Below are 23,311 nucleotides of genomic sequence, written 5' to 3' on the forward strand. Positions count from 1 at the left end.
ATGCTCAAGGTCTATCTGTCAGGCGAAATCCACACTGATTGGCGCGATCAGATTGTTGAAGGGTCCAAAGGGCTTGATGTGGTGTTCTCAGGCCCGGTCACGGATCACGCGGCGAGCGATGATTGCGGCGTGGCGATCCTTGGGGAAGAGCCGAACAAATATTGGCACGACCACAAGGGCGCGATGGTCAACGCCATTCGCACGCGCAAGGGGCTTGCCGAGGCGGATGTTGTCGTGGTGCGCTTTGGTGAGCAGTACAAGCAATGGAACGCAGCCTTTGACGCAGGTTATGCAGCGGCACTTGGCAAGTCCTTGATTATCTTGCAGCGCCCCGAACATGACCATGCGCTCAAAGAAGTAGATGCCGCCGCTCTTGCCGTGGCCCGAGAACCGGCGCAGGTTGTGGATCTGTTGCGCTATGTGCTCAATGGTACCCTGCCGGGCTAGGGGCGGCTGCGCTATCCTTGATCAAGAACGGGCTTGCTCCTGGGGCATGCTCAGTCTGACGAAGCGTGCAAGGTCGGTCACGTAAAGGGGATCACAAGCCCCACGAGAATCAGGAGCACGCCTGAACTGATGTTCATGCGGCGCAGCGCTGCCGGGCTTTGCAAGAGGCGACGCGCGCGGTCGAGAAACAGCGCCAGTGCCAGATTTCCAAGCATGGGCACGATCGCCGAAATCGCAAGAATCGCGGCGATGTCTAGCACGGTAACCTGCGCCAGATCGAAGAAACCCGGCAGAAAACCCATGTAGAAGAGGATCGCCTTGGGGTTGCCGATGACCGCCGCCACGCCAACCGAAAACCCGGCCCAGATGCCGGGGCGGGTCATGCGGCTATCGGCACCCGGGACGCGCGCAGGCGCACGGATCAGCAAGAGGCCCATACCGATGAATACGCCCGCTGCGATCCAGCGCAGCAGGTTCAGCGCATCACCATAGATCGACAGAACCCATGCAAGGCCGAGAATGGCGCAGAGCGGCCAGATCAGATCGCCCAAGGCAACGCCCACAGCCAGCGGCCATGCCCCGCGCATACCGCCCGAGAGGGCGCGCGCCGTCAATGCCACCCAGACCGGGCCCGGCACAGCCCAGAGGCCTGCCATGGCCGCAGCATAGAGCATCAGATCGAAAGCCGCGATGGTCATGGGGCCTCTGGCAAGGTCAGGCTGCCATCCTCGGCGAGTGGCCAAAAGGGGTTCATCGCCACTTCCCAAACATGACCGTCGGGATCGGCATAATAGCCGGAATAGCCGCCCCAGAATACATTTTCAGGATGTTTGAGCGCGGCAGCCCCGGCGGCGAGCGCGGTGGAAAAGGCGGCGTCCACCTCTGCCTCGGTTACAAAGTTCTGGGCCAGCGTGATTGCCCCGGTCCCGAGGGCGGCATCCGGGCGGCCCTGATCGGCGGCGAGATGCGCCTTGCCGAAGAGACCAAGCACCAAACCGTTCATCTGGTAGAACACCACCTCTGGAAGTGCCTGGGCCGGGGTCCAGCCAAGCGCTTCATAGAAGGTACGCGACCGGTCAAGATCCTCGACGCCTAGGGTAATGAGAGTGACGCGTTGCGGGGTCATGGGGCCTCTGGTGTGATCTGGCTGATGCCAGCGGTGTCTGTGACGTGGATATGTTGTGCGCGGTTGCCCAGTTCGGAGAATAGCTCTGGCCCGGTACCGGTCATCCACGCCTGAGCGCCGAGTGCGCAGATTTCGTCATAGAGGGCCGCGCGGCGGGTGGCGTCAAGATGGGCTGCGACCTCATCCAGCAACAAGAGCGGCGGCGCCCCGAAATCGCGCGCAAGGGCGCGGGCATTCGCAAGGATGAGCGAGACCAGAAGCGCCTTTTGCTCGCCGGTGGAGCAGTCAGCGGCGGGCACGCCCTTGGCGGCATAGACACCGTAGAGATCGGCGCGGTGCGGTCCGATCAGGGTGCGACCGGCCATCAGATCGCGAAAACGGCTCTCGGCCAATGCTTGACGCAGATCGTCGGCACTGTCCGGCATCTCCCCTTCGGTTTGCGTCAGCTCCAGTTCTGCAGTGGGAAAGGCGGTTTCGGCTTGCATCTGCGCCCCCATGATCAGGGCGAGCGCGTGCTGGCGGTTGGCATGGATTTCGGCGCCCGCGTCGGCCATTTGCCGTTCGAGCGCAAGATACCACTGCGCATCGCGCACCTGATCCTTCAGCAGACGGTTGCGTTCGCGCATCGCCTTGTCATAAGCGAGCGTGACCTCGGCATGGGCGGGAATAAAGCTCATGGTCATGCGGTCGAGAAAGCGGCGGCGGCCGTCTGCCCCTTCGATCCAAAGGCGGTCCATGGCTGGGACGAGCCAGAGAAGGCGCGCGATACGGCCAAGCGCCAATTGCGTGGCGGTCTTGCTGTCGATCCGGACTTGGCGGGCGGCGGTGCCTTCGGCGAAGGTCTCGACTTCGTGAACCTGATGCAAAGAGTTCAGGATCGCGGTGATCTTCCAGCCGAGCGCCTCGGGGCGTCGCGCCATGTCCTGCGCCGCGGCCCGCCGTAGACCACGACCGGGGGACAAGAGTGAAATCGCTTCGATCAGGTTCGTCTTGCCCGCCCCATTCGGCCCATGAATCGCCACAGGCCGCGCATCAAGCAAAAGTCGCCCCGATTTATGAGAGCGGAAATGCGAGAGGGTCAATTCCGACAGGTAAAGGCCGGGCATTCACGGCCCTTTCATCGTTCCGAAACACTCCCGCCGCAGGCACCTACGGGTGTCACACCCGCATCGGCATCACGACATAAACCGCCGTCGTGTCATTGCCTTCGCGCATCAGCGTCGGGTCACCCGAGGAGTTGAAGAGGAAGACCGCGTTCTCGCGATCCACCTGACTTGCGATCTCCAGCAGATATTTCGCGTTAAACCCAATCTCCAGCCGCTCATCGCCATAGGCCACGGCCAATTCTTCTTCGGCGGCACCGCTATCTGGGGCGTTGACCGAGAGGATCAGGCGATCTTCGTCAAGCGAGAGCTTCACCGCGCGCGAGCGCTCTGAGCTCACGGTTGCCACACGGTCCACCGCCTGCGCGAATTCTGCGGCATCCACCTCCATTCGGCGGGTGTTGCCCTGCGGAATGACGCGGGTGTAATCGGGGAAGGTGCCATCGATCACCTTGGAGGTGAGGGTAATGTCGGGCGTGGCAAAACGGATCTTGGTTTCTGAAACCGAGACCGCGATTTTCATGTCATCGTCTTCGAGCAGTTTACGCAGTTCGCCCACGGTCTTGCGCGGAACGATCACGCCGGGCATGTCCGAAGCTCCATCAGGCAGGTCAGCATCAATACGCGCAAGGCGGTGACCATCGGTGGCGACGCATCGCAGAACCTTGCCGCCATCGGCGTCCGAGACGTGCAGATAGACGCCGTTGAGGTAATAGCGGGTTTCCTCGGTGGAAATGGCAAATTTCGATTTGTCGAAGAGGCGGCGCAGCACTGGCGCGGGGGCCGAGAAATTGCTGGCGTATTCCGAGGAGGCCATCACCGGAAAGTCTTCTTTCGGCAAGGTGGCGAGATTGAAATTGGAGCGTCCGGCCTGCACCGTAAGACGGCCCGAGGCCCCGTCGTCGCTGAGCGTGACCAGCGACCCATCGGGCAGTTTGCGCACGATTTCATGGAGCATCACTGCCGATACAGTTGTGGCACCGGCACGCTCGACCTGAGCAGGAGCCTTGTCCACCACTTCGATATCAAGATCGGTGGCGCGGAATTGTACGCTGTTACCTTCGGCCTCGATCAGGACATTGGCGAGGATCGGGATCGTATTGCGCCGTTCGACCACCGATTGGGCCTGAGACACGGCTTTAAGCAATGCGCCGCGTTCGATGCTGAGTTTCATTCCCTCGCTCCTGTCAGGTGCCGGATCAATGCCGGGAGGGGCAAGGTAGCAACTCCACCCCGCACCTCAAGTGTTTTTTGGAGTTTTCGGCTGGAAAACCGACAGCGTCAAGGGCTGGCGCCACTTACCCTTCCAGCGTGCGACGCAGAAGCTCCAGATCCTCGGCAATCTGTGCATCTTGAATGCGCAACTCGTCGATACGCTTGACGCCATGCATGATCGTTGTGTGGTCGCGCCCACCAAAACGCCGACCGATTTCCGGCAAGGACCGCGATGTCATCTGTTTGCAAAGATACATCGCCACCTGTCGCGGGCGGGCGTAGCAGCGGGTTCGCTTTGGGCCGATCATATCGCTGAGCCGGATATTGTAATGATCCGAGACCTTGCGCTGAATTTCCTCAATAGACACTTTGCGTTCGGATGCGCGCAGCACATCCGCAAGGCAATCTTGGGTCAGTTCCAGTGTGATCGGCTTGCGCACCAGCGAGGCGAAGGCGAAAAGCCGGGTCATCGCACCCTCGAGCACGCGCACATTTGTGCTGATCCGGTGCGCGAGGAATTCAAGCACGCCGTCGCTAAGGGCAAGGTCGGGGTATTGCGCGCGGTATCGGTCGACCTTGGATTGCAGGATGCCAAGACGCAATTCATAATCAGTCGGGTGAAGGTCAACCACGAGGCCACATTGCAGGCGCGACTTGATGCGTTCCTCAAGATTGGCAATCTCTCCGGGGGCGCGGTCGGCGGAAATTACGATCTGCTTGTTCTGGTCCACAAGCGCATTGAAGGTGTGAAAGAACTCTTCTTGCGTGCTGTCCTTGCCGGCGATGAACTGCACGTCGTCGACCATCAGAACATCGACGGAACGGAACACCGATTTGAAATCCATCATCTTGCGGTCGCGCAGCGCTTGCACAAAGCGATACATGAACTGTTCCGCCGAGAGATAGACAACGTTGAGATCGGGGCGGGTGATCTTCAATTCCCAAGCGATCGCATGCATCAGGTGGGTCTTGCCAAGGCCGACGCCGCCATAAAGAAACAGTGGATTGAATGTAACGGGGCCGCATTCGGCCACCCGGCGCGCTGCGGCATGGGCAAGTTCATTGGGCTTACCGACCACGAAACTATCAAACGTGAACCTCTCGTCCAGCGGCGCAGACGGAACGATGCTGTCGGCGATAGGTTCAACCGAGGCTACGGTAGCAGGCCGTGAGGGGCGCGCGCCACTATTGGCGGCAACACGGAATTGCAGGCGCCTGACATCGGGAGACAGATTGCTCATCTGATAGAGAATCAATTCGCCAAAATGTTGCGATACATAATTGCCAAGAAATGTCGTGGGGACATGAAAGGTCGCGACACCATCATCGACGCGAGCAAATTCCAGCGGCTCTATCCAGTTCTTGAAATTGCTCTGCCCGACGGATTGCTGAAGTTTTTGCTTCAACTGGCCCCATTGCTCTTGTGTCATTCTGTCCCCGTTCCGCGACTCTACCGTTCTTCTCAAGCCGGATCCGACAGCAGTTGTTCGATCCGGCGCGACACAGTTTTGAGTCGGCAAAGCAACTTGCGTTCCGATGCTAGGTGCAACGGATGCATGTCCCCTCGTCAACAAGCGCGTACTCTGAAATCAATCACCGTATATGCGCGGCCCGTCCCAAAGCCACGCGGTTCCTGACCGCAAAGTACATTCGCATTGGACATGACTAGAGCAGAGTGCTCAGTAGCGGTGCCATAGCTGAGGGTTTCCCACTTCTGCTTGACCCCGATACAGCCTGTCCCCCCAAGCGTGAATCGCAGGTCTGAAACTAGCAACCTCCGGCCTGTTGCGGCAACTACTCTATGCGCTTGACAGAGGCTTTGACCGAAAAGAATCTCTGACCGCAGCCGGACCCGCAGACATGCAAAAGGCAGCGTCGACGACGCTGCCTTTTAGTTTCAAAGGGTTGCTTCTCAGCTTTGCGCGATTGCTTTTACGCGCGACGAGAGGCGCGAAATTTTGCGGGATGCGGTGTTCTTGTGCACCACACCTTTTGTTACGCCGCGCATCAATTCGGGCTGAGCATTGCGCAGGGCGGTCACGGCCGCGTCCTTATCGCCAGAAGCGATGGCCTCTTCGACTTTGCGAAGGAAGGTGCGGATGCGCGAGCGGCGGGATTTGTTGATTGCAAAACGCTTTTCGTTCTGGCGGGCGCGTTTCTTGGACTGCGGCGTATTGGCCATGTAAGTGACCCTTTCTCGGTTCGATATGTGTAAACGCACGTCATACCCAACCGGGACCCCCGCCGAACGGGGTGATTCTTGCCTAAGCGGGCATCACGCGCATGTCTGGCGTGCCGTATACGCCAGTTGGCCCGGAATGCAAGCCCTCGTGGGGCAGATCAGTCGCCCAGCTTGGCATGCACCTCGTCAAGGTCGATCTCACCTATTGGCATCTTGTTGGCTGGATTTTCGAAATCATATTTGAACAGGTCAAAATCGCGTTTGTATATTTCGTAGATCAGATGCATCGAGAGGTCGTCGAAATACTCTTCGACAGGATGCGCGCGTTTGGGCCCGTGGCCTTCGGATTCGTTGAACCGAGGAATGGTTTTGAGGTCGATCGTATGCTTGGTGTTGATCGCCCCCAGCACCTCGCCCATGCCGTCATCGAATTTCTCTGTCCAGAAAATCTTGTTGTAGCGGCCACCGTTGACGATAAAGGTCGAGATATGGCCCGACATCGCGGACCAGTGAATATCTGGCTCCATCGGTCGTTTCCAGCGGATGGTGTCCCGAGCAAAGAGCAAAAACCGGCGAAAGCTTTTGATCTGGTCAAACTCTTGCTTGCCGTCGTCGCCGCCCACTTCAATTCCGTATTTCTGGATGATGGTCGGCACCAGCTTGCCGCGATAGCGGCTGCCGTTGCGTTGAATGCCGCAAATCTTGTCGAAAAAAGACGACAGGATGCGGGTATATGGGTTGCGCACGCAGGAAAACGCATAGGAGGTATGGGTTTTCACATTGGCGTTGATCAGCTTCTGACTGTCTTCGCGCGCCCATTTATGAAGGCCTTCCGTTGCGTCGTGAATGTCGCCATCAAAGAACACGCCATGGTCGGAATAATAGAGAATTTGCCCGATGGTCGAGCAGGCACACTTGGGGACCACGCGGTAGACCACGCTCTCGCTTTCGGTCATCCAGGTTCCGGGAAATCCCATGATCACTGCCTCCGCCAATACTTTCCCGCTTGATGCAGGCTTGATCCTGTCTAACCTGTTCAAAAAACCAAAGAAAGTCTGTTTATTCAGGCGCTGTTCACCGTTAATGCTATAAACAGTCGGTAAATCGAAGGTTAAACCGTTTCCGTAATGGCAAAGATCGCATTCATCCTGCTGTGTCACAAGGACCCTGAGGCGATCATCCGTCAGGCTGAGATGCTGACGGCTGCGGGCGACTATATGGCGATCCATTTTGACGCACGCGCCAAGCCTGAGGCTTTTAACCGGATCAAGACAGCCCTGGCGGATAATCCCAGTGTGACCTTCGCGAGAAAGCGCATCAAATGCGGTTGGGGCGCCTGGTCTTTGGTGCAAGCCACGCTTTACGCGGTTGAGGCGGCGGTTGACGAATTTCCGCGTGCCACGCATTTTTACATGCTCTCGGGCGATTGCGCGCCGATCAAGTCGGCCCGTTTTGCGCATCAATTTTTGGACAATCGCGATGTCGATTATGTCGAAAGTTTCGACTACTTCGAGAGTGACTGGATCAAAACCGGGATGAAGGAAGAGCGGCTGATTTATCGCCACTTCTTCAACGAACGCACACAGCCCAAGCGGTTCTACGCGTCATACAACCTCCAGCGCAAACTGGGTCTGACGCGCCCCATTCCGCCTGACATCCAAATCCAGATCGGAAGCCAGTGGTGGTGCCTGCGGCGGCGCACAGTCGAGTGGATTTTGGAATTCACCCGCAAACGGCGCGATGTGATGCGGTTTTTTCGCACCACATGGATTCCCGATGAAACGTTCTTTCAAACGCTTGTGCGGCATCTGGTGCCTGAGAGTGAGATTGAGACGCGCACACTGACATTTCTCATGTTCACAGACTATGGGATGCCGGTCACGTTCTACAACGACCACTACGACCTCTTGCTCAGTCAGGATTATCTCTTTGCCCGCAAGATCAGCCCCGAGGCATTGGAGCTGAAGCGGCGTTTGGGCACGCTCTATTCTGACGAGCGCGCGCAGTTCCAGATTTCGAACGAGGGGCGCGGCCTGTTTCAGTTTTTGACTGCGCGGGGCCGGGAAGGCCGACGATTTGCTCAGCGGTTCTGGGAAACCGAAAGCACACTGGGGCGTGAGCGCGAGCTGATGATCGTTGTGTGCAAGAAATGGCATGTGGCCAAGCGTTTGCTGGAGCGCATCCGACAGGTCACAAACCTGCCTGCAATCGAATATCTTTTCAACGAAGAGGGCACAGCTCTGCCTGATCTGGGGGGTATTCAGGGTACTTTGGCCAAGCGAACCCGGCATCGGCGGGCCCTGATGCGGATGCTGTTCGATTACTATGAGACGGATCGCCTGCTTGTCTGCATGGACCCCGGCAGCATTGATCTCTTGCAGGATTTCTGCGGTGATCGCGCTGTGACCAAGCTTTTGGAGGTTCAGTGTCATTTTACCGATGCGTATCTGATTGGTCATGCCATGCGTGTTGGACTGGCGGGCGAACAGACCCCGCCCGAGACATTAGAGCGGCTGTTGCCCACAATCCGAGGCGACATGACCTATGAGAGCGACCGCATACGCGATTCCGAATTCGAGAATCACATGATCCTGCGGCAATCGGATGATCGGGGCCAACGCGCCGATCTATTGGCGCGCTTCCTTGATATTCCGCGCGAAAAAGCGCAGGAAATCGCAGAGCCCGACCACCTGTTTGCAGATTGAGGACGCCCCATGCCCTATGCCTATGATCCCCAGAATATCTTTGCCCGAATCCTGCGCGGTGAGATCCCGAACAAAACGGTGCTGGAGACGGCGCATACCCTTGCATTTCACGATATCCAGCCGCAGGCCCCGGTGCATGTGCTGGTGATCCCCAAAGGGGCCTATGTCAGCTACGATCACTTTGCGTCAGAGGCGAGTGATGCTGAGATCGTCGATTTCAACCGCGCCGTAGCCGAGGTGTGCCGCCAGACGGGCGTTGATCTGGGCGCAGATGGTCAGGGTTTTCGCGCGATTACCAACGCCGGTGCCCATGGTGTGCAGGAGGTGCCGCATTACCATCTGCATATCCTCGGCGGTCGAATGCTGGGCCGCATGCTAGCGCGCGCCGAAACCTGAGTCAGCCCCGCTTGTGCCGCAGATGAGATGCGCCCATATGGGGCGCATTGGTCAGACATAGGACTTGGCAGGCATCTTCATGAATTTTCGCACCCGCGTCGGCGCATTCATCGACACCTCTCTGTTTCAAAACGCGATTCTGGGCGTGATCCTGTTCAATGCCGTGATCCTTGGCATGGAAACCTCTGATCCGATCATGGAGCGGGCGGGTGATCTGATCCTTTTGCTCGACAAGCTCTGTCTTGCGGTTTTCGTGGTCGAGATCGCCGCCAAACTTTTTGCGCGCGGAATCGGGGGATTTTTCCGGAACGGTTGGAATATCTTTGATTTCGTTATCGTGGGTATTTCTTTGGTTCCGGCCACTCAGGGCCTGTCGGTGTTGCGGGCACTTCGTATCTTGCGTCTGTTGCGCGTCGTGTCTGTTGCGCCCTCACTGCGTCGGGTGGTCGAGGGGTTGGTGACGGCCCTACCCGGCATGGGGTCGGTGTTCCTTTTGATGGGTATGCTGTTTTATATCGGGTCCGTGATGGCGACCAAATTGTTTGGCGCGGCGTACCCGGAGTGGTTCGGTGATCTGGGTCGCTCGGCCTATTCGCTTTTCCAGATCATGACGCTCGAATCCTGGTCGATGGGCATCGTGCGCCCGGTGATGGAGGAATTCCCCTATGCTTGGGCGTTTTTTGTGCCCTTCATCATGGTCACGACCTTTGCGGTGGTGAACTTGCTGGTCGGTCTGATCGTCAACTCGATGCAGGATGCCCATCACGCTGAGGACGTAGAAAAGACCGACAATTACCGCGATGAGGTGTTGACGCGACTCACACAGCTTGAGGCGCTGCTCCGGGACGTTCAGGACAAGAATCCGAAAGGGTGAGCGCAGATTGCGCAAGAAGCGGGTCGTCTCATGACGCAGCCTTGGGGCATATTTGGGGAAACCCGAACCGGAGGCCCGAGAATGATTGCTATCACCGCCTTGCCCACAGAGACTGTCCGCGCCTTGCAAGCTGGCGCGCCCGATGCCTATGGAACCCCGCCTGAACATCATGTGGCGCAGGGATCTGGCAATCCTTGCCGCCATTGTCTGCGCCTAATACCCGAGGGGGCGGCGATGCTGATCCTCGCCTATCGGCCCTTTGCCGGATTGCATCCTTATGCGGAGACCGGGCCGATTTTCCTCTGTGCGGATGCCTGCGCGCGGCATGACGGCACAGCGATTCCCGAAGTCTTGCGCGACAGCCCCGACTATCTGCTCAAGGGTTACAACAGCCGGGACCGAATAGTTTACGGCACCGGTCGTGTTGTGGCGGCGGCCGAGATCCCTACCTATGCCGAACAGGTGTTCGAGCAGAGGGATGTGGCCTATATTCATGTTCGCTCGGCGCGCAACAATTGCTATCAGGCACGGATCGACCGGGCTTGACCGGCGCAATTGCTTGCACGCCGCGCCGATGCGCGGTAACTCGCCGGAGAGACCAGCGGGATGGAAGCGATGAGTGATCTGCGGGAAAAATATCTGACGGCGATTGCCCATGCGGGCGACGAGACCACGCTTGAGGATCTGCGTGTGCAGGCCGTTGGCAAGAAGGGCGAAATCAGCCTTGCGATGCGCGAATTGGGTCGGATGAGCCCGGAAGAGCGGCAAGAGGCCGGACCACGCCTCAATGCGCTGAAAGACGAGATCACAAGCGCACTTGCCGCCAAGAAACAAGCCTTGGGCGATGCCGCGCTGGATGAACGCTTGCGGGGCGAGTGGCTGGATGTGACGCTGCCTGCGCGCGGGCGCAGGGCAGGCACGATCCACCCGGTCAGCCAAGTGACAGAGGAAGTCACCGCAATCTTTGCCGACATGGGCTTTGCCGTGGCCGAAGGCCCGCAAATAGAATCCGACTGGTTCAATTTCGACGCACTGAACATTCCCGGCCATCACCCGGCACGTGCCGAAATGGATACGTTTTATACGCATCGTGCGGACGGGGACGAACGGCCGCCGCATGTCCTGCGCACCCACACCAGCCCGGTGCAGATCCGTAGCATGCAGGCCAATGGCGCGCCCATTCGGATCATTGCGCCGGGCCGCGTCTATCGTGCCGATTACGATCAGACCCATACACCCATGTTCCATCAGGTCGAAGGTCTGGCGATTGACCGTGCCATTTCCATGGCCAACCTCAAATGGGTGCTGGAAGAGTTCGTCAAAGCGTTCTTTGAGGTGGACAATGTCGATCTGCGTTTTCGCGCGTCGCATTTCCCCTTCACCGAGCCATCGGCCGAGGTGGATATCCGCTGTTCTTGGGAAGGTGGCACGCTCAAGGTGGGCGAGGGCAATGACTGGCTTGAAATTCTCGGGTCCGGAATGGTCCATCCCAAGGTGTTGCAGGCGGGGAATATTGACCCGAATGAGTGGCAGGGATTTGCCTTTGGCATGGGGATCGACCGGATCGCGATGCTGAAATACGGGATTCCTGATCTGCGGGCGTTCTTTGATTCTGATTTACGCTGGCTGCGGCATTACGGGTTTGCGAGCCTTGATCAGCCGACGCTGCATGGCGGGTTGTCGCGGTAGGGGGGCAGACCCATAGCGCTAAGCAGAGCGGAAGGATCGCGCAGGCCCCTGGCCAAGCGATTCCTTGCTATGAATATCGACGTTTAACGCTATTCTAACGTATCGCGTATACCTGTGGGTGGGTTGATACGGGACAATAGGATACGTATCTGGGTGGCATGTAGAGTGCTGCAAATAATCCATGGTTGTGCGCCTGCCTATCGCTTCTGGCACGGGAATGGCGCATGTTGACTGGATGTGTGAAGACCCCGTCGACGGCGCAGTCTGCGTCGTATATCTTTTCGGCTTTAGGAGCCATGACATGCCGCTGACCCAGTTGATCTACGCCTCTCAGCCTTTTGGCTTTGACCCGGCGATGCTGGCGGGTATCCTGCTGGATGCGCGGCGCTACAACGCCCGTGACGACATTACCGGTGCGTTGATTGTGCGCGGCGATATGTATCTTCAACTTTTGGAAGGTCCGAAGCCCAAGGTCGAGGCGACCTATGATCGGATCATTCAGGATGACCGGCATGTCAATCCGGTGCGCCTGATGCACCGCGAAGTGCAAGAGCGGATGTTTCCCAAATGGTCGATGCTGGACGATCCGGCGCAAAGCTGGGTCTGGAGCATCGCCGAAGTGCGCGGCGGCGCGTTGGAGCGGTTTTCGGCTGGGCAGGAGGCGCTAAAGTTCTTTCAGCGGCTGGCCGCATCGCGGTGTGATACGGCGGGGTGATCCCCCGCCGCAGTCATTGATTCAGCCAACCACGTTGAAACCGGGTCCATAAGGATAGCCAGTGATATTCTCATTCCCGTCTTCGGTAATGACCAGAATATCATGCTCGCGGTAGCCCCCGGCACCGGGTTGATCCGCCGCCAGCGTCAGCATCGGCTCCATCGAGATGACCATGCCCGGCTCGAGCACCGTGTCGATATCCTCGCGCAGTTCCAGACCTGCCTCGCGGCCATAATAATGGCTGAGGATGCCAAAGCTGTGGCCATAGCCAAAGGTGCGATATTGCAGCAATTGGCGCTCTTCAAAGAAGGTGTTGATCTTGTGCGTGACCTCGGCGCAGCTGACGCCGGGTTTCAGCAGAGACATGCCATATTCATGGGCGGCGACGTTGGCCTCCCAGATTTTCAGGCTGGCGTCGTCTACTTCGCCGGCAAACATGGTGCGTTCCAGCGCCACGTAATAGCCTGACACCATCGGAAAGGTGTTGAGTGACAGGATATCGCCGCGTTCAATCGCGCGGGCAGTCACAGGGTTATGCGCCCCGTCCGTGTTGAGGCCCGATTGGAACCACACCCAAGTGTCGCGATACTCTGCATCCGGGAAGCGTTTGGCAATCTCAGCTTCCATCGCATCGCGGCCTGCCATGGCCACGTCAATCTCGCGGGTGCCAATCTGAACCGCATCGCGGATGGCATAGCCGCCCACGTCCGCCACCTGCGCGCAGGACCGGATGAGGGTAATCTCTGCCGCCGATTTACGCATGCGTTGGCGCATCGTCGCAGGGGCAAGATCGACCATCGCAGCAGGCTTTAGGAAAGTTTCCAGTTTGTCGCGTTGCAGCAGCGTCAGGTGGTCACCCTCATAGCCCACGACACGCCCTTCGCCCGTGACCGACAGGATTGCGCGCCAGTAATTGTCGCGCTGCCAGTCGGTATAGGTGATGTTGTCACAGAAACAGCGACGCCACGGCTGACCGGCGTCAATCCCCGCCGAGATGGTCACACAATCGGTGTCGGTGACGACAAGACCATAAGGGCGGCCGAACGAGCAGTAGAGAAAGCCCGAGTAATAGGCGATGTTGTGCATGGATGTGAGAACAACCGCTGCCGTGCCATGCTCGGCCATGAGCGCGCGCAGCCCCTTGATCCGGGCCTCATATTCAGATGTGGCAAAGGCCAGCGGTGCCTTTTCGCCATTGTGGAAACGATAGAATTCAGGACGTGCAGTCATAGTGACCCTCCTTGCAAAAGAAGGTCCCGGCGTTCAGGACTGTGGGGAAAGGCCATTTTGGGGCGACGCCATCGCCCGGGCCTATGGCGTTTTTGCCGATTAGCTCGGGTCTGGCAAGCGGGTTTGCGACAGGGATATAGGGATTGCGGCATGGGAATGAAAATCGGCGCACGAAATCTGATCACCGATGTGCCCGGGTTGTGCGTGGGCAATGCGCAGGACATGCGGCTCCGCTCGGGTGTGACAGTGCTGGTGGGCGATGCGCCCTTTACCGCAGGTGTGCATGTGATGGGCGGTGCGCCGGGCACGCGCGAGACGGATCTTCTTAGCCCCGACCGGGTCGTTGAGCAGGTCGATGCTTTGGTTCTGTCGGGTGGCTCGGCCTTTGGGCTTGATGCTGCGTCGGGTGTGGCGGACGGGCTGCGCGATGAAGGGCGCGGGTTTGCCGTGGGCGATGTGCGGGTGCCCATCGTTCCGGGGGCGATTCTTTTCGATCTGCTGAACGGTGGCGACAAGGCATGGCGTGAGAATCCCTACAAGGGTCTGGGCCGAAAGGCATTGGCGGGCAGGTCTGAGGATTTCGCGATCGGCAGCACGGGGGCCGGAACCGGGGCGACCACGGCAAACCTGCGTGGAGGGCTAGGTTCCGCCTCGGTTGTTTTGCCCTCTGGCGTGACGGTGGGGGCCTTGGTTGCGGTAAATGCGCTTGGGTCCGCCACGGTGGGGGACGGGCCCGAGTTTTGGGCGGCCCCGTTCGAGAGGGGGGCAGAATTTGGTGGGCGCGGCGTGGCGCGGGCCTATCCCGATCCTCTGCAGGCTCCGACCAAGATGGCGCAGCACGGCAATACCACGATTGGGATCATCGCAACCGACGCGGCGCTAACCCAGGCACAATGCACCCGATTGGCGGTGGCGGCGCACGACGGCTTTGCGCGGGCGCTTGTGCCGTCGCATACGCTTATGGATGGTGACGCCATCTTTGCCTTGGCCACAGGCGCGCATCCCCCGCCTGATCTCGCGGCACAGGTGATGCTTGGCCACGCAGCCGCTTGCGTGATGGCGCGGGCTATTGCACGCGGCGTGCACGCAGCGCGGTCCGTCGCGGACGATACTCTGCCCGCGTGGCAAGACAGATTCGGCTAAGGTGGAATCCTCTTGCAGACTCAGGGCGAGGGGCGTATATGCCCCTCAACAGCGGCGCTTTCGGGTCCACTCGAATGCACCACCGGAGAGTGTAACGGGCCGCGCGCCCGTTTTTTTGTGCTTGGGAACCATGACGAACGACTTGATTGCAAAGGCAGCGATTGATCGCAGACTGGCCGAGATCATTACACCCGTGATCGAGGATCTGGGCTACGAATTGGTGCGCGTCCGGCTTATGGGCGGGCAATATCACACGCTTCAGATCATGGCGGACAAACCCGAAGGCGGGATCGAGGTGGATGATTGCGCCGCGATCAGCACAGCGGTCAGCGCTGTACTGGATGTCGAGGATCCATTGGTCGAGGCGTATACGCTCGAAGTATCAAGCCCCGGCATTGACCGGCCTTTGACCCGTCTCAAGGATTTCGAGATGTTCGAGGGCTATGAGGCCAAAATCGAGACCACCGAGCTGATCGACGGACGCCGTCGCTTCAAGGGCGTTCTTGCGGGTGTTGAAGGCAGCGAAGTGCTGATCAATGTCGAGGAAGGCACGATCGGGCTGGAATTCGACTGGCTCTCTGATGCCAAGCTGGTTCTGACGGATGAGTTGATCAAGGAAATGCTGCGGCAGCGCAAAGCGGCGGGCGTGATCAACGAAGAGCAATTTGACGAGATCGAAACCGAGAACGGTTCTGAGGAGGACTGACACCATGGCAATCACATCCGCCAACCAGCTGGAGCTGTTGCAGACCGCAGAAGCGGTCGCGCGCGAAAAGATGATCGACCCAGCACTGGTGGTCGAAGCGATGGAAGAAAGCCTCGCCCGTGCTGCCAAGAGCAGGTACGGCAGCGAGATGGATATTCGCGTGAATATCGACCGCAAGACCGGGCGCGCCAAATTTACCCGTGTCCGTACTGTTGTCGAGGATGAGGCGGTCGAGAACTATCAGGCAGAGATGACCGTCGCGCAAGCCAAGCAGTATCTCGACGACCCCAAGGTCGGTGACACCTATGTCGAAGAAGTGCCGCCCGTCGAAATGGGCCGGATCGCCGCGCAGAGCGCCAAGCAGGTCATTCTGCAAAAAGTGCGCGAGGCCGAGCGGGATCGGCAGTTCGAGGAATTCAAGGATCGCTTGGGCACCATTATCAACGGTGTGGTCAAGCGCGAGGAATATGGCAACGTCATCGTCGACGTGGGCCGTGGCGAAGCGATTCTGCGCCGCAATGAAAAGATCGGGCGCGAAGCCTATCGGCCCAATGATCGCGTGCGCTGCTACATCAAGGATGTGCGCCGCGAACAGCGCGGACCGCAGATTTTCCTGAGCCGCACCGATCCGCAGTTCATGGCAGAGCTGTTCAAGATGGAAGTGCCCGAAATCTATGACGGCATCATCGAGATCAAGGCCGTGGCGCGCGATCCGGGCAGCCGGGCCAAGATCGCCGTGATCAGCTATGACAATTCGATTGATCCCGTCGGTGCCTGCGTTGGTATGCGCGGCAGCCGGGTTCAGGCGGTTGTGAACGAGTTGCAGGGTGAAAAGATCGACATCATCCCGTGGAACGAAGATCAAGCGACCTTCCTGGTGAACGCGCTCCAGCCTGCCGAGGTCAGCAAGGTGGTGATCGACGAGGATGCGCAGCGTATCGAAGTCGTGGTTCCAGAAGAACAGTTGAGCCTTGCCATTGGCCGTCGTGGTCAGAACGTGCGACTGGCCAGCCAGTTGACCGGGCTGGATATCGACATCATGACCGAGGCCGAGGATAGCGAGCGCCGCCAGAAGGAATTCGAAGAGCGCACCAAGCTCTTTGTTGATGCGCTTGATCTGGATGAATTCTTTGCGCAATTGCTGGTTTCCGAAGGCTTCACCAACCTCGAAGAAGTGGCCTATGTCGATGTCGATGAATTGCTCGTGATCGACGGGGTTGACGAGGATACAGCCGCAGAACTTCAGGCGCGTGCCCGCGACATGATCGAGGCTCAGGCCAAGGCCGCTCTGGACAAGGCCCGCGAATTGGGTGTCGAGGATAGCCTGATCGCCTTTGAGGGTCTGACCCCGCAGATGGTGCTGGCATTGGCCGAAGATGATGTGAAATCGCTTGAGGATTTCGCCACCTGCGCCGATTGGGAGCTTGCCGGTGGATGGACCACAGTCAAGGGCGAGCGCGTCAAAGACGAAGGTATTCTGGAGAAATTTGACGTCTCGCTCGAAGAGGCGCAGAATATGGTCATGACTGCCCGCGTGATGCTGGGCTGGGTCGACCCGACCGAACTTGAGGCCGATGCTGACGAGGCCGATATCGACGGCGATGATGACGAGGAGGCCGAGGCCTGATCGCTCAGGCCTTGGAGCACATCATGGGGCGCGGTGGTGAACCCAAAGACCGGAGTGACGGTCCCGAGCGTAAATGCATCGCCACGGGTGAGGTGCAGCCGAAGCATGGGCTTATTCGCTTTGTGATCGGCCCCGAAGGCCAGATTGCGCCGGATCTGGCTGAAAAGCTACCGGGGCGTGGTATCTGGGTCGCGGCGGATCGCGCTGCCCTTGAAAAGGCTGCAAATAAGGGGCTTTTTGCGCGTGCAGCCAAGCAGACTGTCCAAGTGCCTGAGGGGTTGGTTGACCAGGTCGAGGCGCTTTTGGTGCGGCGGGTGATCGACCTCATCAGCCTTGCCCGAAAAGGTGGGCGCGCCGTGTCGGGCTATGAAAAGGTCAAGGACATGCTCATGCGCGAGGATGCGCGTGTTCTCATTCAGGCCAGCGATGGCTCTGAGCGCGGAAAATCTAAACTGAGCACGCCCTATGGCGGCTCTTTCATTGGCTGGCTTACGGCGGACGAGCTGGGCCAGGCCTTTGGCCGACAAACCACAATTCACGCGGCACTGGGTGCTGGAGGTTTGTTGCAACGTGTTGTAGAGGAGGCGGCAAGACTGAAAGGTCTGCGCGTCTCGGACGGCGAGACAGCGCGCCGGAAAGGAAAGTAGAAGACTATGAGCGACAACGACGGAAAGAAACCTTTGGGGGTGCGTGGCGCAGGTTCCCGGCCGGGGAACGTGAAGCAGAGCTTTAGCCATGGCAGAACCAAGAACGTCGTGGTGGAAACCAAGCGCAAGCGTGTCGTCGTGCCAAAACCTGCGGCGGCGGCCACCGGGGCTGCGGGCTCTGGAACGTCTTCGGGTATCACAGCGGCGTCCAAGCGTCCGGCAGGTATTTCTGATGCAGAGCTGGAGCGCCGGATGAAGGCGCTCGCCGCAGCCAGAGCGCGCGAAGCCGATGATGCAGCCCAACGCGAGGCGGATGAAAAGGCCCGCGAAGAGGAGCGCAATCGCCGTCGCGAAGAGGCTGAGGCCAAGGAACGCGAACAACGCGAAGCCGAGGAAAAGGCGCGTGCCAAACTAGAGGAAGAGGAGCGCCAGAAGCGCGCCACCGAACAAGCTGCGCTCAAGGCTGCGGCTTCGGCGGCAGAGCCGGATGCTGCGCCCGTAGCCGCGCCCACTCGTGCGCCGGCTTCCAAGGCAGCCCCTGTCGCGCGCAAGCGCGAAGAAGACGATCAGGTTTCGCGTCGTGGCAAGGCGCGTGGTGGCGAAGATGCCCGCCGCGCGGGCAAGCTCACGCTCAATCAAGCACTGGCCGGGGGCGAAGGTGGGCGCCCGAAATCTATGGCTGCGATGAAGCGCAAGCAAGAACGCGCCCGCCAAAAGGCAATGGGCGGCTTGCAAGAGCGTGAAAAGATCGTGCGTGACGTGCAACTACCTGAGACCATTGTCGTATCGGAATTGGCCAACCGCATGGCCGAGCGTGTCGGTGATATTGTCAAAGCGTTGATGCAGAATGGCATGATGGTCACGCAGAACCAGTCGATTGATGCCGACACCGCCGAACTTATCATCGAGGAATTCGGGCACCGCGTGGTTCGCGTGAGCGACTCGGATGTCGAAGATGTGATTGATCAAGTCGATGACAAGCCCGAGGATCTCGCCTCGCGGCCGCCTGTGATCACCATCATGGGCCATGTCGACCACGGCAAGACTTCGCTTCTGGATGCGATCCGCGATGCCAAGGTTGTGGCTGGCGAGGCTGGAGGCATCACACAGCATATCGGTGCTTATCAAGTCAAGACCGACAGCGGTGCATTGCTCACATTCCTTGATACGCCCGGTCACGCGGCCTTTACCAGCATGCGCGCCCGTGGCGCACAAGTGACGGATATCGTGGTTCTGGTTGTTGCGGCTGATGACGCAGTCATGCCTCAGACCATCGAGGCGATTAACCATGCCAAGGCGGCCAAGGTTCCGATGATCGTGGCGATCAACAAGATCGACAAATACGAGGCCAACCCGCAAAAGGTGCGCACCGATCTCTTGCAACACGAGGTGATCGTCGAACAGATGTCAGGCGATGTGCAGGATGTCGAAGTGTCGGCTGTGACCGGGCAGGGTCTGGATGAACTGCTGGAAGCTATCGCGCTGCAGGCAGAGATCCTTGAACTCAAGGCCAATCCCAACCGTGCCGCTGAAGGCGCTGTGATCGAGGCGCAGCTTGATGTGGGCCGTGGCCCTGTCGCCACCGTTCTGGTCAAGAAAGGGACGCTGCGCCAAGGCGATGTCTTTGTTGTGGGCGAGCAATATGGCCGCGTGCGCGCGCTGATCAATGATCGCGGCGAGCGGATCAAAGAAGCTGGCCCGTCGGTGCCGGTCGAGGTTCTTGGCCTCAACGGCACGCCCGAGGCCGGTGACGTGCTGAACGTGGTCGAGACCGAAGCGCAAGCACGCGAGATCGCCGAATACCGCGCCAACGCCTCTAAGGAAAAGCGTGCGGCGGTGGGTGCTGGCACCACGCTCGAACAGCTTTTGGCCAAGGCCAAGGAAGACGAGAACGTCAAAGAACTGCCAATCGTCGTCAAGGCGGATGTGCAGGGCTCTGCCGAGGCTATCGTTCAGGCGATGGAAAAGATCGGCAACAACGAAGTGCGCGTGCGCGTGTTGCACTCTGGTGTGGGTGCCATCACCGAATCCGACATTGGCTTGGCCGAAGCGTCAGGTGCGCCGGTCTTCGGCTTTAACGTCCGCGCCAATGCGCCTGCGCGCAACACCGCCAACCAGAAAGGTGTGGAGATCCGGTATTACTCGGTCATCTACGATCTGGTTGACGACGTGAAGGCGGCGGCGAGCGGTCTGTTGGGCAATGAAATTCGCGAGAAGTTCATTGGTTATGCCAAGATCAAGGAAGTGTTCAAGGTTACGGGCATTGGTCGCGTGGCAGGTTGCCTTGTGACCGAGGGTGTCGCGCGGCGGTCTGCCGGTGTGCGTCTCTTGCGCGATGATGTTGTGGTCCATGAGGGCACGCTCAAGACGCTTAAGCGCTTCAAGGATGACGTCAACGAGGTTCAATCCGGTCAAGAATGCGGTATGGCCTTTGAGAATTATGACGATATCCGCCCTGACGACGTGATCGAGATTTTCGAGCGCGAGGAAGTGACGCGGACACTGGCCTAAGCTAAAGGACAGAGACAAAATAATTGGGGCGGCCAGCTAGGCTGCCCCTTTTGCATGATTGAGGTTGAGAAGATCGAATAAAGCGAAATCAGGCGGTGCGCTGTTCGACTGGACGACCGGAATAAAGACGGCTCCCTACCCTGACCTGCATCAAGCCATTGCTGAGAAGCCGCACAAAAATACCCTGAATGGAAACACAAGACCCTAGTTGAACAGTGCGCAGCATGTCATCCCCCCGAATGTAACAAGGCTGTGAAGATTGATTGAGTATTTCCATAAATGGTGAAAAAGATACTAACTTTTTCGCATGGCGTTCAATTTTCTTGCGACGCGCCCGATATCACAAGAAATCCGTGTGAAAACGATTGACATGAGGAATTTTTAGGCGGCGCAAAAGCCGACAAAAGGCTCAAAGCCAGTCGCGCAGAATGGGAATCAGGGGAATATCGGCTGGGGGCATGGGGTAGGATCGCAAGTCTGCCGCGCGCACCCACTTGAGCGCTTGGCCCTCTCGCCCCTGCACGATCCCCTCCCATTTGCGGCAGGCAAAGAGCGGCATCAGCAGGTGAAAATCGGGATAGGAGTGGCTGGCGAAGGTCAACGGGGCCAGACAACTGGCCCAGGTGTTGATGCCCAACTCCTCTTCCAATTCGCGGATCAACGCCGCCTCTGGTGTCTCGCCCGGCTCTACCTTGCCGCCGGGAAGTTCCCACAGACCGGCCATGGATTTCCCCTCCGGTCTTTGGGTCAAGAGAATGCGGCCGTCCACGTCAATGAGGGCGACCGCCGAAACCAGAACAGTTTTCAAGACCGGTAATCCGCGTTGATGTCGATATAGCCATGGGTCAGATCACAGGTCCAGACCCGTGCCGTACCACCACCTAGGCCCAGGTCGACATGAATCACGATCTCCTGTTGCTTCATATAGGCGGCGGCACTGGCTTCGTTATAACTGGGGCTGACAAACCCGTCTTTGGCCACCTGCATATCGCCAAACCAGATCGCCAAAAGGTCACGATCCGCCCGCGCCCCGGATTTACCGATGGCCATCACCACACGGCCCCAATTGGGGTCTTCACCGGCGATGGCTGTCTTGATCAACGGTGAGTTCGCAATCGCCTTGGCGTGGATATGCGCCTCGGCATCCGAGGCGGCACCAGTGACCGAGATTTCGACAAATTTCGTCGCCCCCTCGCCATCGCGAACCACCTGGTGCGCCAGATCGAGCATGACACGGCGCAGCCCCTCCATAAAGCCCATGCTGTTTTCGGTCATCCGAAGGCCAGAGGCACCGGTGGCGGCCACGAGCAGAGTGTCTGAGGTTGAGGTGTCGCTATCCACGGTGATGCAGTTGAACGTCGTGCGATTCAGCGCGCTCACCATATCCTGAAGGATGTCCTGATCTATCGCAGCATCGGTGAATATATAGACAAGCATCGTCGCCATATCCGGGGCGATCATGCCTGACCCTTTGGCAATCCCCGCGATATGCACTGCCTGCCCATCAACCATCACCACCTCTGAGGCCCCTTTGGGAAAGGTATCAGTGGTCATAATCGCACGGGCAGCCGTTTCAATCGCATGGGGCGAAAGGGCAGAGGCCAGATCCTCTAGCTTGTCGATGATACGCTCATGCGGCAGCGGTTCACCAATCACCCCGGTCGAGGAGGAAAAGACGCGATTCGCTGGAATGCCCAGCGCACTAGCCGTCGCTTCGGTGATGGCTTGCACAGAGGTAGCCCCCCGCCGCCCGGTGAATGCGTTGGCATTGCCCGAGTTGACCACGATGGCTGCACCGGCCACCGGATCGCACCCGATCTTGTCCTGACAATCGAGCACTGCGGCCGAGCGGGTGGCCGAGCGTGTAAAGGCCCCTGCCACGGCCGTGCCGGGCGCGAGGCTCACCAAAAGCACGTCGGTGCGGTTTTGATAGCGCACTCCGGCCTCTGTTGTGGCAAAGCTCACGCCGCCGATCACGGGCAGCTTGGGAAAGCCTTCCGGGGCAAGCGGGGAAAGCGGCGGTTTGGCGCCCATGGCTCAGTTCTCCAGCAGGTCGGTTTGGTTGATGACAACAGGGTCCATTGCGGTCGTGTCGGTCCGGATCACTTCGGTCGCCGCCTCGCGTGCAGCGATAAAGGCATCAAAGGCCTCTTGCCGCAGGGTGTTGGTCAGCTCGTCGCGCACCCCGTCCAGCGTCGGGCGTTCCTTGATCCGCGTCTCGTTGAGTTGGATAACATGCCAACCGAATTGTGTTTGGATTGGCGCAGAGACAGCCCCCACGTCGAGGGCCGCCACAGCGGCAAAGAACTCTGGAACCATCACGCCATCACCAAACCAGCCCAAATCCCCGCCTGACGGGCCGGACGGGCCGATGGAATGCTCCTGCGCCAGCGCTGCGAAATTTGCCCCGCCCTCCAATTCGATCACAAGGTTTTGAGCGGCCTCTTCGGTCTCGACCAGAATATGCGCGGCCTTGTATTCGGTTTCGTCCTCTGCCCCGGCATATTGTGCGTCATAGGCGGCTTGCAGGCGCTCTTCGGTCAAGTCGGCGTTGACAACTTCCTCTGCCACATCGGCGGCCAAAACGGCGCGGCGCTCGTTCTCGAGTTGTAGTGCAGCCGCACGAGACAAATCGCCCTCATGCGCTTGGCTCAACAATTCCTGCTGGATCAGTTGATCCAGAACGCCCTTGAACAGAGCCTCTGGGGGCACCTGATCATATTGCGCGGGCAGGGATGCGCGAACCGCGAGCATATGCCCAAGGGTAATATCGGTGCCGCCAACGGTGGCCATCACCGTTTCGGCACTTGGGGTGTCCTGCGCAAAGGCCTGAGCGCCAATGGCAAGGCCAGAGACAAGGGCCGCGGTCGAAAGCAAGTGGCGGTACATGAAATCATCCTTTGGTGGGGCCCGCAGAGCGGGGGTGCGCGGGTGCGCAGCGTTGACACTCAACCGGCTGGCCCTTACATCGCCCTGAGACCAAGGCAGAACCGCC

General features: G+C 59.0%; 23 protein-coding genes. 12 read left to right on the forward strand and 11 right to left on the reverse strand.

Going from position 1 to position 23,311, the window contains the following annotated elements; translation table 11 throughout:
- Nucleotides 1-447, forward strand: coding sequence for a YtoQ family protein (locus RAK1035_RS06240; RefSeq protein ID WP_037297931.1), 447 nt, complete (start codon nt 1-3; stop codon nt 445-447).
- A 77-nt stretch (nt 448-524) separates the two neighbouring features.
- On the opposite strand, the gene RAK1035_RS06245 is transcribed toward RAK1035_RS06240, so the two are convergent.
- The 7 genes from RAK1035_RS06245 to RAK1035_RS06275 all read right to left on the reverse strand — a co-directional run bounded on the left by RAK1035_RS06245 (nt 525) and on the right by RAK1035_RS06275 (nt 7,050).
- Nucleotides 525-1,145, reverse strand: a complete 621-nt coding sequence (locus tag RAK1035_RS06245; RefSeq protein WP_008281273.1) for a LysE family translocator — start codon at nt 1,143-1,145, stop codon at nt 525-527.
- Nucleotides 1,142-1,573, reverse strand: coding sequence for a VOC family protein (locus RAK1035_RS06250; RefSeq protein ID WP_008281274.1), 432 nt, complete (start codon nt 1,571-1,573; stop codon nt 1,142-1,144). Before RAK1035_RS06250 ends, RAK1035_RS06245 begins: the two co-directional genes overlap by 4 nt.
- Entirely contained in the window at nt 1,570-2,679 is a 1,110-nt protein-coding gene (gene recF, locus RAK1035_RS06255) for a DNA replication/repair protein RecF (protein WP_008281275.1), read from the reverse strand. Before recF ends, RAK1035_RS06250 begins: the two co-directional genes overlap by 4 nt.
- 52 nt (nt 2,680-2,731) lie before the next feature.
- Entirely contained in the window at nt 2,732-3,850 is a 1,119-nt protein-coding gene (dnaN, locus tag RAK1035_RS06260; protein WP_008281276.1) for a DNA polymerase III subunit beta, read from the reverse strand.
- A 124-nt stretch (nt 3,851-3,974) separates the two neighbouring features.
- Entirely contained in the window at nt 3,975-5,321 is a 1,347-nt protein-coding gene (dnaA, locus tag RAK1035_RS06265; RefSeq protein WP_008281277.1) for a chromosomal replication initiator protein DnaA, read from the reverse strand.
- Nucleotides 5,322-5,803: 482 nt separating this feature from the next.
- A complete protein-coding gene (rpsT, locus tag RAK1035_RS06270; RefSeq protein ID WP_008281278.1) occupies nt 5,804-6,073 on the reverse strand; it encodes a 30S ribosomal protein S20 in 270 nt (89 codons plus the stop codon).
- A 158-nt stretch (nt 6,074-6,231) separates the two neighbouring features.
- Nucleotides 6,232-7,050, reverse strand: a complete 819-nt coding sequence (locus RAK1035_RS06275; protein ID WP_037297933.1) for a sulfotransferase family protein — start codon at nt 7,048-7,050, stop codon at nt 6,232-6,234.
- Nucleotides 7,051-7,200: 150 nt separating this feature from the next.
- On the opposite strand from RAK1035_RS06275, the gene RAK1035_RS06280 reads away from it, so the two are divergent.
- From RAK1035_RS06280 to RAK1035_RS06305, 6 genes are all read left to right on the forward strand, one after another.
- Nucleotides 7,201-8,778 (forward strand): DUF5928 domain-containing protein, encoded by a 1,578-nt coding sequence (locus RAK1035_RS06280; protein WP_008281280.1) that lies wholly within the window; start codon nt 7,201-7,203, stop codon nt 8,776-8,778.
- 9 nt (nt 8,779-8,787) lie between these two features.
- Nucleotides 8,788-9,174 carry an HIT domain-containing protein gene (locus tag RAK1035_RS06285; protein WP_008281281.1) on the forward strand — a complete coding sequence of 129 codons (387 nt, stop codon included), beginning with the start codon at nt 8,788-8,790 and terminating at the stop codon, nt 9,172-9,174.
- 79 nt (nt 9,175-9,253) lie between these two features.
- Nucleotides 9,254-10,048: an ion transporter gene (locus RAK1035_RS06290; protein ID WP_008281282.1), complete on the forward strand. Its 795-nt coding sequence runs from the start codon at nt 9,254-9,256 to the stop codon at nt 10,046-10,048.
- A gap of 81 nt (nt 10,049-10,129) precedes the next feature.
- A complete protein-coding gene (locus RAK1035_RS06295; protein ID WP_008281283.1) occupies nt 10,130-10,594 on the forward strand; it encodes a DUF1203 domain-containing protein in 465 nt (154 codons plus the stop codon).
- 69 nt (nt 10,595-10,663) lie between these two features.
- Nucleotides 10,664-11,737, forward strand: coding sequence for a phenylalanine--tRNA ligase subunit alpha (gene pheS / locus RAK1035_RS06300; RefSeq protein WP_037297935.1), 1,074 nt, complete (start codon nt 10,664-10,666; stop codon nt 11,735-11,737).
- A gap of 301 nt (nt 11,738-12,038) precedes the next feature.
- Nucleotides 12,039-12,452 carry a BLUF domain-containing protein gene (locus tag RAK1035_RS06305; RefSeq protein ID WP_008281285.1) on the forward strand — a complete coding sequence of 138 codons (414 nt, stop codon included), beginning with the start codon at nt 12,039-12,041 and terminating at the stop codon, nt 12,450-12,452.
- A 21-nt stretch (nt 12,453-12,473) separates the two neighbouring features.
- Here the strand turns inward: RAK1035_RS06305 and RAK1035_RS06310 are convergent, their stop codons facing one another.
- Entirely contained in the window at nt 12,474-13,682 is a 1,209-nt protein-coding gene (locus RAK1035_RS06310) for an aminopeptidase P family protein (protein WP_008281286.1), read from the reverse strand.
- Nucleotides 13,683-13,838: 156 nt separating this feature from the next.
- Here RAK1035_RS06310 and RAK1035_RS06315 point away from each other — a divergent pair, with 156 nt between their 5' ends.
- From RAK1035_RS06315 to infB, 5 genes are all read left to right on the forward strand, one after another.
- Nucleotides 13,839-14,825: a P1 family peptidase gene (locus tag RAK1035_RS06315; RefSeq protein ID WP_008281287.1), complete on the forward strand. Its 987-nt coding sequence runs from the start codon at nt 13,839-13,841 to the stop codon at nt 14,823-14,825.
- 130 nt (nt 14,826-14,955) lie between these two features.
- Nucleotides 14,956-15,531: a ribosome maturation factor RimP gene (rimP, locus tag RAK1035_RS06320; RefSeq protein ID WP_008281288.1), complete on the forward strand. Its 576-nt coding sequence runs from the start codon at nt 14,956-14,958 to the stop codon at nt 15,529-15,531.
- A gap of 4 nt (nt 15,532-15,535) precedes the next feature.
- Entirely contained in the window at nt 15,536-17,158 is a 1,623-nt protein-coding gene (nusA, locus tag RAK1035_RS06325; protein WP_008281289.1) for a transcription termination factor NusA, read from the forward strand.
- A 23-nt stretch (nt 17,159-17,181) separates the two neighbouring features.
- Nucleotides 17,182-17,805 (forward strand): RNA-binding protein, encoded by a 624-nt coding sequence (locus RAK1035_RS06330; protein WP_008281290.1) that lies wholly within the window; start codon nt 17,182-17,184, stop codon nt 17,803-17,805.
- A gap of 6 nt (nt 17,806-17,811) precedes the next feature.
- Nucleotides 17,812-20,316, forward strand: a complete 2,505-nt coding sequence (gene infB, locus RAK1035_RS06335) for a translation initiation factor IF-2 (RefSeq protein ID WP_037297845.1) — start codon at nt 17,812-17,814, stop codon at nt 20,314-20,316.
- Between the two features lie 409 nt (nt 20,317-20,725).
- Here the strand turns inward: infB and mutT are convergent, their stop codons facing one another.
- From mutT to RAK1035_RS06350, 3 genes are read right to left on the reverse strand one after another with little or no spacing between them, the layout of a single operon-like run.
- Entirely contained in the window at nt 20,726-21,124 is a 399-nt protein-coding gene (gene mutT / locus RAK1035_RS06340) for an 8-oxo-dGTP diphosphatase MutT (protein WP_008281292.1), read from the reverse strand.
- Nucleotides 21,121-22,350, reverse strand: coding sequence for a bifunctional glutamate N-acetyltransferase/amino-acid acetyltransferase ArgJ (gene argJ, locus RAK1035_RS06345; protein ID WP_008281293.1), 1,230 nt, complete (start codon nt 22,348-22,350; stop codon nt 21,121-21,123). The genes mutT and argJ overlap by 4 nt, the downstream gene beginning before the upstream one ends.
- A gap of 3 nt (nt 22,351-22,353) precedes the next feature.
- Nucleotides 22,354-23,205 (reverse strand): peptidylprolyl isomerase, encoded by an 852-nt coding sequence (locus RAK1035_RS06350; RefSeq protein WP_008281294.1) that lies wholly within the window; start codon nt 23,203-23,205, stop codon nt 22,354-22,356.
- Nucleotides 23,206-23,311: the final 106 nt, after the last annotated feature.

The sequence above is a fragment of the Roseovarius sp. AK1035 genome (assembly GCF_003288315.1).
Lineage (GTDB): Bacteria > Pseudomonadota > Alphaproteobacteria > Rhodobacterales > Rhodobacteraceae > Roseovarius > Roseovarius mucosus_A.

Excerpts from the sequence above, each read along its gene's own strand:
- RAK1035_RS06240 (WP_037297931.1), top strand. The coding sequence starts at position 1 with ATGCTCAAGGTCTATCTGTCAGGCGAAATCCACACTGATTGGCGCGAT.
- RAK1035_RS06245 (WP_008281273.1), bottom strand. The coding sequence starts at position 1,145 with ATGACCATCGCGGCTTTCGATCTGATGCTCTATGCTGCGGCCATGGCA.
- RAK1035_RS06250 (WP_008281274.1), bottom strand. The coding sequence starts at position 1,573 with ATGACCCCGCAACGCGTCACTCTCATTACCCTAGGCGTCGAGGATCTT.
- recF (WP_008281275.1), bottom strand. The coding sequence starts at position 2,679 with ATGCCCGGCCTTTACCTGTCGGAATTGACCCTCTCGCATTTCCGCTCT.
- dnaN (WP_008281276.1), bottom strand. The coding sequence starts at position 3,850 with ATGAAACTCAGCATCGAACGCGGCGCATTGCTTAAAGCCGTGTCTCAG.
- dnaA (WP_008281277.1), bottom strand. The coding sequence starts at position 5,321 with ATGACACAAGAGCAATGGGGCCAGTTGAAGCAAAAACTTCAGCAATCC.
- rpsT (WP_008281278.1), bottom strand. The coding sequence starts at position 6,073 with ATGGCCAATACGCCGCAGTCCAAGAAACGCGCCCGCCAGAACGAAAAG.
- RAK1035_RS06275 (WP_037297933.1), bottom strand. The coding sequence starts at position 7,050 with ATGGGATTTCCCGGAACCTGGATGACCGAAAGCGAGAGCGTGGTCTAC.
- RAK1035_RS06280 (WP_008281280.1), top strand. The coding sequence starts at position 7,201 with ATGGCAAAGATCGCATTCATCCTGCTGTGTCACAAGGACCCTGAGGCG.
- RAK1035_RS06285 (WP_008281281.1), top strand. The coding sequence starts at position 8,788 with ATGCCCTATGCCTATGATCCCCAGAATATCTTTGCCCGAATCCTGCGC.
- RAK1035_RS06290 (WP_008281282.1), top strand. The coding sequence starts at position 9,254 with ATGAATTTTCGCACCCGCGTCGGCGCATTCATCGACACCTCTCTGTTT.
- RAK1035_RS06295 (WP_008281283.1), top strand. The coding sequence starts at position 10,130 with ATGATTGCTATCACCGCCTTGCCCACAGAGACTGTCCGCGCCTTGCAA.
- pheS (WP_037297935.1), top strand. The coding sequence starts at position 10,664 with ATGAGTGATCTGCGGGAAAAATATCTGACGGCGATTGCCCATGCGGGC.
- RAK1035_RS06305 (WP_008281285.1), top strand. The coding sequence starts at position 12,039 with ATGCCGCTGACCCAGTTGATCTACGCCTCTCAGCCTTTTGGCTTTGAC.
- RAK1035_RS06310 (WP_008281286.1), bottom strand. The coding sequence starts at position 13,682 with ATGACTGCACGTCCTGAATTCTATCGTTTCCACAATGGCGAAAAGGCA.
- RAK1035_RS06315 (WP_008281287.1), top strand. The coding sequence starts at position 13,839 with ATGAAAATCGGCGCACGAAATCTGATCACCGATGTGCCCGGGTTGTGC.
- rimP (WP_008281288.1), top strand. The coding sequence starts at position 14,956 with ATGACGAACGACTTGATTGCAAAGGCAGCGATTGATCGCAGACTGGCC.
- nusA (WP_008281289.1), top strand. The coding sequence starts at position 15,536 with ATGGCAATCACATCCGCCAACCAGCTGGAGCTGTTGCAGACCGCAGAA.
- RAK1035_RS06330 (WP_008281290.1), top strand. The coding sequence starts at position 17,182 with ATGGGGCGCGGTGGTGAACCCAAAGACCGGAGTGACGGTCCCGAGCGT.
- infB (WP_037297845.1), top strand. The coding sequence starts at position 17,812 with ATGAGCGACAACGACGGAAAGAAACCTTTGGGGGTGCGTGGCGCAGGT.
- argJ (WP_008281293.1), bottom strand. The coding sequence starts at position 22,350 with ATGGGCGCCAAACCGCCGCTTTCCCCGCTTGCCCCGGAAGGCTTTCCC.
- RAK1035_RS06350 (WP_008281294.1), bottom strand. The coding sequence starts at position 23,205 with ATGTACCGCCACTTGCTTTCGACCGCGGCCCTTGTCTCTGGCCTTGCC.